The 11,455-nt window shown below is 41.1% G+C and carries 11 protein-coding genes; 3 read left to right on the forward strand and 8 right to left on the reverse strand.

Annotated elements, in window-relative coordinates:
• Positions 1 to 7: 7 nt before the first annotated feature.
• Positions 8 to 508: a DUF3299 domain-containing protein gene (locus V7783_RS12435; protein ID WP_064667996.1), complete on the forward strand. Its 501-nt coding sequence runs from the start codon at positions 8 to 10 to the stop codon at positions 506 to 508.
• 68 nt (positions 509 to 576) lie between these two features.
• On the opposite strand, the gene mutM is transcribed toward V7783_RS12435, so the two are convergent.
• Both mutM and V7783_RS12445 read right to left on the reverse strand, forming a co-directional pair.
• Positions 577 to 1,386, reverse strand: a complete 810-nt coding sequence (gene mutM, locus V7783_RS12440; protein WP_064667997.1) for a bifunctional DNA-formamidopyrimidine glycosylase/DNA-(apurinic or apyrimidinic site) lyase — start codon at positions 1,384 to 1,386, stop codon at positions 577 to 579.
• Positions 1,379 to 1,906: a hypothetical protein gene (locus tag V7783_RS12445; RefSeq protein ID WP_335678981.1), complete on the reverse strand. Its 528-nt coding sequence runs from the start codon at positions 1,904 to 1,906 to the stop codon at positions 1,379 to 1,381. Before V7783_RS12445 ends, mutM begins: the two co-directional genes overlap by 8 nt.
• Before the next feature lie 160 nt (positions 1,907 to 2,066).
• Here V7783_RS12445 and V7783_RS12450 point away from each other — a divergent pair, with 160 nt between their 5' ends.
• Positions 2,067 to 2,993 (forward strand): manganese-dependent inorganic pyrophosphatase, encoded by a 927-nt coding sequence (locus V7783_RS12450; RefSeq protein WP_064667999.1) that lies wholly within the window; start codon positions 2,067 to 2,069, stop codon positions 2,991 to 2,993.
• A gap of 177 nt (positions 2,994 to 3,170) precedes the next feature.
• Here the strand turns inward: V7783_RS12450 and panP are convergent, their stop codons facing one another.
• Complete coding sequence (panP, locus tag V7783_RS12455) at positions 3,171 to 4,799, reverse strand: pyridoxal-dependent aspartate 1-decarboxylase PanP (RefSeq protein ID WP_301562627.1); 1,629 nt, start codon at positions 4,797 to 4,799, stop codon at positions 3,171 to 3,173.
• A gap of 269 nt (positions 4,800 to 5,068) precedes the next feature.
• On the opposite strand from panP, the gene V7783_RS12460 reads away from it, so the two are divergent.
• The gene (locus tag V7783_RS12460) at positions 5,069 to 7,006 is read left to right on the forward strand and encodes a bifunctional diguanylate cyclase/phosphodiesterase (protein WP_064668001.1); all 1,938 of its coding nucleotides are present in this window, start codon (positions 5,069 to 5,071) and stop codon (positions 7,004 to 7,006) included.
• Here V7783_RS12460 and trmB read toward each other — a convergent pair.
• The 5 genes from trmB to mpl are packed head-to-tail and all read right to left on the reverse strand — an operon-like array spanning position 6,927 to position 11,289.
• Complete coding sequence (gene trmB, locus V7783_RS12465; protein WP_192541829.1) at positions 6,927 to 7,604, reverse strand: tRNA (guanine(46)-N(7))-methyltransferase TrmB; 678 nt, start codon at positions 7,602 to 7,604, stop codon at positions 6,927 to 6,929. The two genes, V7783_RS12460 and trmB, sit on opposite strands and share 80 nt — an antisense overlap.
• The gene (locus V7783_RS12470) at positions 7,604 to 8,371 is read right to left on the reverse strand and encodes an ABC transporter permease (protein WP_064668003.1); all 768 of its coding nucleotides are present in this window, start codon (positions 8,369 to 8,371) and stop codon (positions 7,604 to 7,606) included. The genes trmB and V7783_RS12470 overlap by 1 nt, the downstream gene beginning before the upstream one ends.
• Positions 8,372 to 9,301 carry an ABC transporter ATP-binding protein gene (locus V7783_RS12475; protein WP_064668004.1) on the reverse strand — a complete coding sequence of 310 codons (930 nt, stop codon included), beginning with the start codon at positions 9,299 to 9,301 and terminating at the stop codon, positions 8,372 to 8,374.
• The gene (locus V7783_RS12480) at positions 9,298 to 9,921 is read right to left on the reverse strand and encodes a flavin prenyltransferase UbiX (protein ID WP_064668005.1); all 624 of its coding nucleotides are present in this window, start codon (positions 9,919 to 9,921) and stop codon (positions 9,298 to 9,300) included. The genes V7783_RS12475 and V7783_RS12480 overlap by 4 nt, the downstream gene beginning before the upstream one ends.
• A gap of 15 nt (positions 9,922 to 9,936) precedes the next feature.
• Complete coding sequence (gene mpl / locus V7783_RS12485; protein WP_335678982.1) at positions 9,937 to 11,289, reverse strand: UDP-N-acetylmuramate:L-alanyl-gamma-D-glutamyl-meso-diaminopimelate ligase; 1,353 nt, start codon at positions 11,287 to 11,289, stop codon at positions 9,937 to 9,939.
• Between the last annotated feature and the right edge of the window lie 166 nt (positions 11,290 to 11,455).

Consider the following 11,455-nt stretch of genomic DNA (forward strand, 5'->3'; position numbering starts at 1 on the left):
GAACACCATGCAGTATTTGCAAAAACTCACTGTCGTTTACTTAGTTATTTTTAGTTTTTTTTCCAGCTTTAGCAGCTTTGCCAACCAACCCAAAGAGATTTTTTGGGAAGATTTAATTCCTCAAGGGCATGTGCAAATAGACACCCAAGATCAAGCCAGCCATGAAGGGACAGAACAAAATTGGGTGCAACCAGATTTAGATGCCCCCGTTGTAAAAGAGCTAAATGGCCAATCAGTCAGTTTACCGGGGTTTGTTGTACCACTTGAGGGTGACAGCGAAGTGATCACTGAGTTTTTACTGGTGCCATACTTTGGTGCTTGTATCCATGTGCCGCCACCGCCACCAAATCAAATTGTTCACGTGACAATTAAAGGCGGCGTACCAATTGAAAGCCTATACGATGCTATCGTAGTGACCGGTATTATTAGCACAGAAACCTGGAGTGGCGAGATAGCCCAAGTGGGTTATAAAATGACAGCCGTTGGCGTCGCACCGTTTGAACTGTAACTCAGATACCTCGAGCGTGTTGTTCACTGTGCTATAAATACCAGCTCACAAATGCAACACGCTTTAGATTATTTCTGACACTGACTACAAAATACCGTACTGCGTTGTCCTAAACGAATTTCAGTTAATATTTTTTTACACACCATACACGGCTCGCCCTTACGACCGTAGACTAAAAGTTGTTGAGCAAAGTAGCCTGGCTTACCATCACTTTGTGCAAAATCTTTAAGCGTTGTACCACCTTGGGTGATAGCTGCAGCGAGTGTATCTTTAATAATAGGCACTAATTGCTGATAACGCGCCAGTGATACTTTACCGGCTTCGCGCTTTGGGTGAATACCCGCTTTAAAAAGTGATTCATTGGCGTAAATATTACCCACCCCAACCACCACAGCGTTATCCATAATAAATTGTTTAACCGGCACCTTTTTATTCCGCGACTGCTCATATACCCGCTTAGCAGTAAACTCTTCAGTAAGTGGTTCTGGCCCCAACTTACTCAATAAGCTATGACACTCCCCAGGAGCTTGCCATAAACAACACCCAAAACGGCGTGGATCATTCAGTCTCAGTGCTTTACCGTTGGAAAATATAAATTCGATATGATCATGCTTTTTTAATGCTTCGTCTTTATCAACAACCCGTAAATTACCCGACATACCCAAATGTAAAATGACACTCCCTAACTCAAACTTCAGCAGTAAATATTTAGCTCTGCGCTGCACATCTAATACAACTAAGTTAGTAATTTGATAAACATCATCTGGTACCGGCCAGCGCATATTCGGATTATGAATATTCACCTTAGTGACACTTTGCTGCAAAATATGTGGGGTGATCCCCATTCGGCTAACTTCAACCTCTGGTAATTCAGGCATTCGATTTGGGCTCTTTGTGTGAAAAATTAAAACTTGGAAATAACCGCTGCGCAGTCTGCTGATCAAGCAATAACACCCGTTGATTACTTTTATCTAATAAATAGTAACCCTGTGGTGCGCGGTATAATTGATACAGCCAAGGCAGTTGCTCGCCTGCAAGCCATACAGTGGCAACAGTTAGCGCCGGGGTATTATGAAATGCTTGCTGCTTCTCTGCGACCGATAGCTGCATGCTTTGCCACTCATTGACCAATGCAACAAGATTAACGGTTGTTGTTTGCCATAAACTTACTGGCGCATTTTTTACTAATGCTGTCGCGCGCCAAGACGTACCAATGCGCTCTATTTTTTGATCAGGAAACTCGAGCGCTAAAATAAAACTTTGCGCAGGTAACACAGTTTGCACCCTAGGCTGCTCTGCTCCACTATTTAGCTTTGTGTGTAATCCATTAAAAAAGAAAATCATTAACAGCATGGAAAAAATAACAACATTGTTCCAGCCCTTGCGGCCTAACTGCATGTGAGTTCTTCCTAAAAGATTCAATTAGTTAAAGTGTAACTAAAAATATGTAAAAATGGCAGCCGAAATTTGTTATGCAATATTACTAAAATTCACCAGTGGTAATGTGCCAAAGTTAGATTACTTTGCTAATATACGGCAAAATTTAAGGAGTTCCGTCATGTCAATGTATGTAGTGGGTCATAAAATCCCAGATTCAGATTCTATTTGTGGTGCAATTGCACTGGCTTATTTGAAAAACCAAATTGAAGAGCCAGCAATTCCAACCCGTCTTGGTGAAGTTTCACCGGAGACACAATTTATTCTTGATAAGTTTGGCTTTGAAGCGCCTGAGCTTAAATTGAGCTACGCCGGTGAAGACGTATACATCGTTGACCACACAGAAAAAACCCAAGCACCTGATGATATCGACCAAGCACGCGTAGTCGGTGTAGTTGATCACCATAAACTAGGGGACTTAACCAGCTCTACACCTCTTGAGTGTTGGATCCGCCCAGTGGGTTGCTCAAACACTATCATCAAAATGATGTATGATTTTTACAATGTTGAAATTCCAAAAGACATTGCTGGCATCATGATGTGCGCAATTTTAAGTGACACGGTTATTTTCAAATCACCAACCTGTACCACTGCTGATATTAAATGTGTAGAAGCGCTTGCTGAAATTGCTGGTGTTGAAGACTTTAAAGAATTAGGTATGGATATGTTCCGCGTTAAATCTGCGGTTGAAGACACCCCTGCGCGTGATTTAGTAATGCGTGATTTTAAAGACTTCAATATGAACGGTAAACTTGTAGGCATCGGCCAATTAGAAGTTATCGACCTTGCAGTATTTGATGATATTAAAGCAGATCTTGAAGCTGATATTGCCAAGCTTAAAGAAGAAGGCGGACGCCACTCTGTGTTCTTATTACTTACCGACATTATGAAAGAAGGCTCACAAATGTTAATCGTCTCTGACGATGCACACATTGTAGAGCAAGCTTATGGTGAAACACCAAAAGACGGTAAAGTATGGCTAGACGGTGTACTGAGCCGTAAAAAGCAAGTAGTACCACCACTACAAGATGCGTTTGCAAAACTGTAAGTCTGCTTAGTGATCATTAGTCGAGTTCTTTATCACGGTATTGGACTCGACTAACACCATCAACGTGAAGAAGTCCCCATCCCACATCGCTTTTGATCCGATACGCGCTATTAGCTTGGTAATTTACCCAAGCCACCTCAAGATGCAGTTTGGGTATATACCAATTATGCTAGTTTATTAATCCATGTACTTAGATAAAAACTTTTTAAACACAGGATCTGTTTTCGCCAGCGCTTTTTGCTCTGCCAGTATTTCTTGAAGAATGTGTTCAGAAGTAAGTGGATTGGCAAGTACCACTCTAAAGACCACGGTAGGTTGATGATCGTACTGAGCGGGTGTCAATCGCGTACGCGATACAAATGAACGACCAGCTTCACGTTGACGTTTTTGCATGCTCGCAGTAAAACGGTTTAGTGAGGCAAAAATATCCAAACGGGTTTGTTCATCTGCTTGCGCTATTTTTTGTTTAATTTGCTTTGGCACATAGCGGTAGGTAAGCAAGCATAACTCTGGCTCTGAGATCAATTCAAAATCATCATCAGCCTTCACTAAATCAGCAAAGTAGCGTGCTTTTTCAATCCCTTTATCTATCAGTATTTCATAGCCTTTACGGCCAATAACACGTAAGCAAGCATGCACTAACATTGCCATACCCGGGCGGCTACCTTCAAGGGTGTGACTACCTAAATCTTTTGAGCCTTTACGTAATATATACTCAGCATGATGCTCAATGGCATCTGTAGCTGCGGGGTCTTTAAATAACACCAACCCTGCTCCCATCGGCACATACATTTGCTTATGTGCATCAATGGTGATTGAGTCTGCTCGCTCTATACCTTTGAGTAAAGGACGATAAGTATCAGAAAGTAACGTAGCTCCTCCCCACGCAGCATCGACATGAAAATGACATTTAAGCTCTTGGCTTAAATCTGCCATTTCATCAAGCGGATCTATATTGCCGGTTTCAGTCGTTCCCGCCACACCAACAATCGCCATCACCTTAATACCTTGCGCTTCAAGCTCATGAGCTTTAGCACGCATAGCGTCAACATCAACTTTATTGTTATCGGCTGTTTTTATAGCAATAAAATTATCACGGCCAATTCCTAATAAATCGGCTGACTTTCCTAACGAGTAATGGCCCCGCTCTGAAATCAATACAGCTAAGCCTTTATAACCATAGTGCAGCATTGCACTGACCAAACCTTGTGAACCAATCCCTTTAAACTCACCGTCCGCTTTGAGCAAACGGTTACGGGCAATCCACAATGCGGTAATATTCGCAACGGTACCACCAGAACAAAAAGCACCTAATGAAGTTTTTGCACTGTGCATCCATTTACTATAAAAAGCATCATCTTGGCCATAGGCTAAATGATGCATCATGCCCAGCACTTGGCGTTCAAGTGGCGTAAATGCTTTGGAGGTTTCAATCTTAACTAAGTTTTGATTAAGGCCAACCATCAACTTGGAAAGTGGTAATACAAAATGCGGTAATGCTGACGTCATATGACCAATAAAGCTTGGCGCAGCAGTATGCACAGAATGAGCAACCAGTTGCTCCATAATGTCTTGCGCATAGGCTGAAACAAAGGTCGGATCTTCTGGGATCACTGCAGATTGAAAATCTTTTTCAATTTCATGCAATGGCTTTTCAATCGCCGCGATGTTCTCATTCAAAAAACCTGCTAAGTTGCTCGAGATCTCAAGTTCGATTTTACTCAAAGTTGAGTCTGGTGCTTCAGGCACTGTAAATATACGCATCAGAGTTTCTTTAGAGGCGACGGCACAACGCTTTTGATCCATCTTTATACCCAATAAATGTAGTTTTATTTAGCTAAAGCGCCTACGTAAGGGGCTTAATTACCAATAACGTCAACTACAATGATTCTACGAAATGCGTCAACTTTACTGCAATACAGCAGAAATGTCTCGCATTAAGCCATAAAAGCAGTCAATTGCATGACAGATTGATGATAAATTGATTAATATTTGTCACTTCAAGCTAACTATATTTTTATAGGCGATGCGTGCTTTTTTTGTATAATACAAGGGATAATAAATAAAGGATGAGCATGATAAATACAAATTTACGGACGAATTGGATAATCGCTGGTTTCATGCTGTTTTTTATCAGCTTATTAGGCTACATCTATCACACCTATAACAGCACCCGTAACGATATTATGCGAAGCGTTGATACTCGCTTACTTGATGCTGCATTAAGCGTGAAACATATGCTAGGAGATGACTACCATCAAAAAATTAATGCAGGCCTTCGTATATCCCCCTCCGAATATCAGCATAAAAGCCGTCAATTATCAGAATTTGCCAATGCCTTAAACATCGCTTACGTTTATGCCATGGTCTTAAAAGACGGTAATGTGTATTTCAGCGCGTCAAGTTACACGCAAAACGATCAAAACAGTGGCAAAGTTACTCAATTCCTCGATTTATACCCCGAAGCCACTGCGGCCAATATAGGTGCGTTTTACTCAACCGAGCCGGTATTTGAAATTTCAAAAGATCAATGGGGTCATTTTAAAACAATTTTTGTGCCCTTTGTTGACGCTAACGGTGTAACCTATTTAACAGGCGCTGATATTACTATATACGACCTCAATCAACGGTTAGCTGAAAGTGTCTCAAAAGCGGCAGCCATGGCGGTGTTTTTCTTTTTTATTGCTCTGCTAGTTGCAGGCATTTATGTGTATTTATTAAAGCGCGCGATTTCTACCGATACCAGCAGTGGTTTCGCCAATCATATTGCGCTGGAATACTATATTAAAAAGTCTCCTAATCATCATATGCAGCTGGTTGTTATTTGGGTAAATGAATTAGAAGATATCAGTAGTTTTTATGGTACTGAAGTAAGTGATCGGGTGATGAAAAGCCTGTTGCAGCACTTTAAAAAGAATCGCCCTGCTACAAGTCAGATATTTCGCTTAGCAACCAATAAAATAGTGCTGATAGCCCCTTTCAAAGACGATGACATGAGCTTTAACGATGTGATCCAAGCCTATAATTACAGTACGCCATTACTGACTGATCCCTTTATTTACGTCACTTTGTGCGCAGGTATTGCCAGCGGCAATAAATCTATGTTACTTGAAAACGCACATATTGCGGCTTTGCAAGCGAAACAAGGCCGCCATACTGTCGTTAATTACTCAAGTGCCCTGCATGATGTAAAAAATCAATATCAATACAATGTGGCCATGGCTAAAGAAGTACGTGAAGCATTTGAAAATAATAGAATTGTTCCTTACTTTCAAGCTATCTATGACAGTGAAACTAACACCATTATTCAGTATGAATGTTTAGCTCGGATGATTACCTGCCATGGTGAAATTCTTAAACCAGACTCTTTTTTAGACATAGTGAATCGCTCTAGAATGGATGGTATGCTAACCCGAACTATGCTCACCCAATGCTTTGCCCGCTTTAGAAAAACCAGTATCTGTTGGAGCATAAATATTACCGCTCAAGATATGCTTGATCCAAGCCTCACTGAATTTTTGGAAGACGAACTTAAACGTTATCCCCTACCAAGTAATATCACGTTAGAACTTTTAGAAACCGAAGCCATTGCTAACTTTTCTGAAGTAAAAGCGTTTATCTCTATGGTAAAAAATCGGGGGGTGCGCGTGGTCATTGATGATTTTGGTACAGGTTATTCAAATATATCTAATGTACTGAAGTTAGAAGTAGATGGTATTAAACTTGATGGCACTTTAATTCGTCAAGTCATCAACGACCAAGATATTTATTTATATATTGAACACATTGCCAGTTTCGCAAAACAACTTAATTTACAACTAATAGCAGAGAATGTGGAAAGCCGTCCCATCGTAAATGCGCTACGTAAAGCGAATGTGACGCTGATGCAAGGTAATCACTTTAGTGCTGCAGCGCCACAAGTAAATCAAATCGTTAAGAACGCGATTCCAGTGGGATCACTAGCCGGTGACTCTGTTGACCACTCGCCCAATATTTACGTTCGAACGGAGTAATGGCAATATCACTTTCGTATTGCTCAACCTCACAATGGTGTCCAGCCAAATGGAGTGCTTGAGCAAATTCTTTAACATAGATATCCCAGTTACTACGCACTTCTAAACGACCACCAAGTTTTACTATATATGGGAAGATAGCCGCACCATGCCAACGACGTTGAAAATGCTTCGCTTTAGGCCAAGGATTTGGATACAACAAATAATGATGCGTCGGCTGCCAATTGGCAGCCACTGCTAAACGCCAAAAATCATTGAGATCCGCTTGCACTAAAATATACTGGCCTGAGTCAGTTTGTTTATATTCAATATCGTGCTTATCTAAGCGATGTGATGACTTATCAATACCAATAACCAGCGCATCAGGGTGGCGCTTTGCTAAGTTAGCTGTGCTCTCACCCACACCACAGCATGAATCTAAAATAACTGGCCCAGCAAATGCCTGTACCTTTGCATTCACTTCATCAAACGCCGCTTGCGTATGTGCTGCAATCGGCTTTTTAAACTCGGCAGTTAAATGCTTAGTGACTATCTCATCGAGCTTTTCATGCAAGCCTGGTTGATTCGATACAATACTACGTGAATTTGCATCACTCATTAGTGTCTTAACCCCACGCCTTTTTTAATTAGTGTTAAAGCTAACGTAAATAAGGCTGTAATAAATAATAACAGCACACCAAATGCGACTGTTAAATCAACATCCGACACACCTAAGAAACCATACCTAAACGCATTCACCATATAAATAATAGGATTAACCTGCGATACCCCCTGCCAGAATTCTGGTAATAAGGTGATTGAGTAAAATACGCCGCCTAAGTAAGTCAGCGGTGTTAATACAAAGGTCGGAATTATACTTATATCATCAAAGCTGTTCGCATAGATTGCATTGATCAAACCACCTAATGCAAATACCGCAGAAGTTAAAATAACCGTTGCGATGATCACAAAAATATTGTGAATTTGAATATCAACAAACAACAAAGATACGCAGGTAACAATTAACCCTACCAACATACCTCGTGTCATACCGCCCCCCATGTAACCAAGTACGATTATGTAATTTGGTACTGGCGCGACTAGCAATTCTTCGATGCTTTTTTGAAACTTAGTTGAATAAAAACTGGATGCAACATTGGAATAAGAGTTAGTGATCACCGACATCATAATCAGGCCAGGTACAATGAATTCCATATAACTAAAGCCGCCCATATCACCAATTCGAGAGCCTATTAAGTTACCAAAAATCACAAAATACAAACTCATGGTGATTGCCGGTGGTACTAACGTTTGTATCCAAATACGCAAAAAGCGAATGCATTCTTTGATCCATAAACTTTTTAAGGCTACGCCATATTTAAACATCTACTTGCCCCGCCCTTGTTCTAATAAACCAACAAACAACTCTTCTAATCGGTTTGCTTTATTACGCATACTGAGCACGGTATTGCCTTGCTCTGTTAATGCTGAAAATACTGCATTTAAGCCTTGCGACTTTGCGACTTCAACTTCAATGGTATGATCATCTGCCATCGTAAACTTATAACCACCAAGCGTTACAGGTTGTACTGGCTGTTTTAAATCAAGAATAAAGGTTTCTTTATCTAATTTAGCCAATAAAGCCTTAATGGTGGTGTTTTCAACAATAATACCGGAATCTATAATGGCGATATTTTTACACAGTAATTCTGCTTCTTCTAAGTAATGGGTGGTGAGAATAATTGTCACACCTTGCTCATTAATTTGCCTTAAAAAATCCCACATTGAACGACGCAGTTCAATATCAACCCCAGCAGTTGGTTCATCTAAAATAAGTAGCTTTGGTTCATGCATTAACGCGCGGGCAATCATTAAACGACGCTTCATTCCACCAGACAGAGTACGTGCTTGTTTATCTTTCTTTTCCAACAAACCTAACTGCGCTAAATATTTATCAGCACGCTGATGGGCTATTTTACGGGGCACACCATAGTAACCAGCTTGATTAACCAGTATCTGAGTTAACGTTTCAAACTGGCTGAAATTAAACTCTTGTGGTACTAAACCTAGCTCTGATTTTGCAGCCTCTAAGTCGGTGTCTATATTATGACCAAACACTTCAACGTGACCTGCGGTCTTATTTACCAGTGACGAAATAACCCCGATGGTGGTTGATTTACCCGCACCATTTGGCCCAAGTAACGCAAAAAAATCGCCTTGCTGTACTTGCAGATCAATATTCTTTACGGCCTCAACGCCATTCTTATAAACCTTTTTCAGGCCTTTAATATCTAATGCAATTGTACTTTTACTCACTTTTTACCTTCCCCATAACCCCAGCGCTTAGTGAGATTATGTTCAATGTTTAAATGATCCAAAATTCGTGCAACCATAAAATCCACTAAATCATTAATGGTTTGCGGTTGATGATAAAACCCTGGCGCAGCTGGCATAATGGTTACGCCTAATTTTGCTAACTTAAGCATGTTTTCAAGGTGAATTTCACTGAACGGGGTTTCTCGTGGCACTAAAATTAGTTGGCCACGCTCTTTGATGACCACATCTGCTGCACGCTCTAATAAATTATCCGATGCGCCCACCGCAATAGCAGAAACAGAGCCTGCACTACAAGGACACACAATCATTTTTTTCGGCGCGGCGGAGCCCGATGCCACTGGGCTGAACCAATTGTCTTTGCCAAACACCTGAAGTTGGCCGTCAGCCGCATTAAAAAGCGCACTGAGTTGCTCAGTCGCTTTGTCTTCATTGCCTGAAAGCTTGATATTGGATTCAGTATCTAACACCACCCGAGCGGCACTGGAGATCAATACATACACACGAAAGTGCTGCGCAAGTAATACTTCAAGTAATCGTAAGCCATATGGCGCGCCTGACGCACCACTAAAGGCAAGCGTAATAGTTTCTTTATATTGCACAGTCGCTCCGGTTTATTACTGAGTAAATTTATGCTGTAAAGCTGTGATTAACTTATCATGAAGGCCATTAAAGCCGCCGTTACTCATAATGAGTATATGCTGCTGCGGCTGGGCGTTTGCAACTACCTGTTCGATTATCTTATCAGTATTGGTCAAGCACTGCATACCAGCGAGTTCGGCTTGTTCATGCAATGACCAACTTAGGTTATCAGGTTCAAATAAATAAACCTGATTAGCAGCAACTAAAGACGCTAATAATGTATGTTGATGCACACCCATTTTCATGGTGTTCGAACGTGGCTCTAAAATCGCAATAATTTGTTCATCGCCCACTTTCGCGCGAAGCCCTGCAAGGGTTGTTTTAATAGCCGTTGGATGATGAGCAAAGTCGTCATAGACATTGATATTAGCGATGCTTGCTTTAAGCTCCATACGTCTTTTTGGGCTAATAAACTCAGCTAATGCCGCAATACTGTGCTCTATAGCAATACCCACATGGCGCGCCGCAGCAATCGCCATAATCGCATTTTTAACATTGTGCTCACCAATGGCTTGCCATTTCACAGTACCAACAGGTATTTCATTAAGTAACACTGTAAATTCGCTGCCATCACTTTTATGTAAGTCGTAGCGCCAATCACCACCAAGCGTTTCGCTTTCGCTCCAACACCCTTGCTCAATAACCTCACTCAATGCTGATTCGCTAGTTGGCCAAATAACCTTGCCACTGCTCGGTAGTGTACGCATCAAATGATGAAATTGTTTTTTAATTGCGTTTAAATCGTCAAAAATATCCGCATGATCAAATTCAAGATTATTTAAAATTAAGGTACGGGGTAAGTAATGAACAAATTTACTGCGCTTATCAAAAAATGCAGTATCGTATTCATCCGCCTCAATAACAAAAAATGGCGTTTCGCCAACTCGAGCTGACAGACCAAAATTTTGTACGATACCACCAATTAAAAAGCCAGGCTGTAGCCCCGCGTATTCTAAAATCCATGCCAGCATACTCGCAGTCGTGGTTTTACCGTGTGTTCCGGCAACCGCCAGCACCCAAGAATTTTGCAGCAAATTATGCTTTAACCACTCAGGACCTGATGTATAAGGCAGGCCTTTGTCCAATACATACTCAACGCACGGATTGCCACGGCTCATCGCGTTACCAATCACCACCATGTCCGGCGAAGGCACGAGCTGTGCGACATCGTAACCTTGCGTTAATTTGATCCCTAACTGTTCGAGTTGAGTACTCATTGGCGGATACACGTTTAGATCTGAACCAGTTACAGTATGGCCTAACGATTTAGCTATCGCTGCAATACCACCCATAAAAGTGCCACAGATACCAAGAATATGAATATGCATATTATTCCTTTGCCGCCAAAAATCGCTTATGCAGCACTAAAAATCAATAATAAATAAGGCTGTTATAATGCCAAAAATAGCCATCAGTTACCATCGCCTTCTGCGTGTGAGCATTATCAAAAACACCTCGCATAAGCGCTTTTTCAAAAAAGTTCCTTAAACAGAT

The sequence above is a fragment of the Pseudoalteromonas sp. genome (assembly GCF_036960685.1).
GTDB lineage: Bacteria > Pseudomonadota > Gammaproteobacteria > Enterobacterales > Alteromonadaceae > Pseudoalteromonas.

What these genes read in the sequence shown, in the direction of transcription:
- mutM (WP_064667997.1), bottom strand. Translation starts at nt 1,386, where the DNA reads ATGCCTGAATTACCAGAGGTTGAAGTTAGCCGAATGGGGATCACCCCA.
- mpl (WP_335678982.1), bottom strand. Translation starts at nt 11,289, where the DNA reads ATGCATATTCATATTCTTGGTATCTGTGGCACTTTTATGGGTGGTATT.
- V7783_RS12445 (WP_335678981.1), bottom strand. Translation starts at nt 1,906, where the DNA reads ATGCAGTTAGGCCGCAAGGGCTGGAACAATGTTGTTATTTTTTCCATG.
- V7783_RS12435 (WP_064667996.1), top strand. Translation starts at nt 8, where the DNA reads ATGCAGTATTTGCAAAAACTCACTGTCGTTTACTTAGTTATTTTTAGT.
- V7783_RS12470 (WP_064668003.1), bottom strand. Translation starts at nt 8,371, where the DNA reads ATGTTTAAATATGGCGTAGCCTTAAAAAGTTTATGGATCAAAGAATGC.
- V7783_RS12460 (WP_064668001.1), top strand. Translation starts at nt 5,069, where the DNA reads ATGATAAATACAAATTTACGGACGAATTGGATAATCGCTGGTTTCATG.
- panP (WP_301562627.1), bottom strand. Translation starts at nt 4,799, where the DNA reads ATGGATCAAAAGCGTTGTGCCGTCGCCTCTAAAGAAACTCTGATGCGT.
- trmB (WP_192541829.1), bottom strand. Translation starts at nt 7,604, where the DNA reads ATGAGTGATGCAAATTCACGTAGTATTGTATCGAATCAACCAGGCTTG.
- V7783_RS12450 (WP_064667999.1), top strand. Translation starts at nt 2,067, where the DNA reads ATGTCAATGTATGTAGTGGGTCATAAAATCCCAGATTCAGATTCTATT.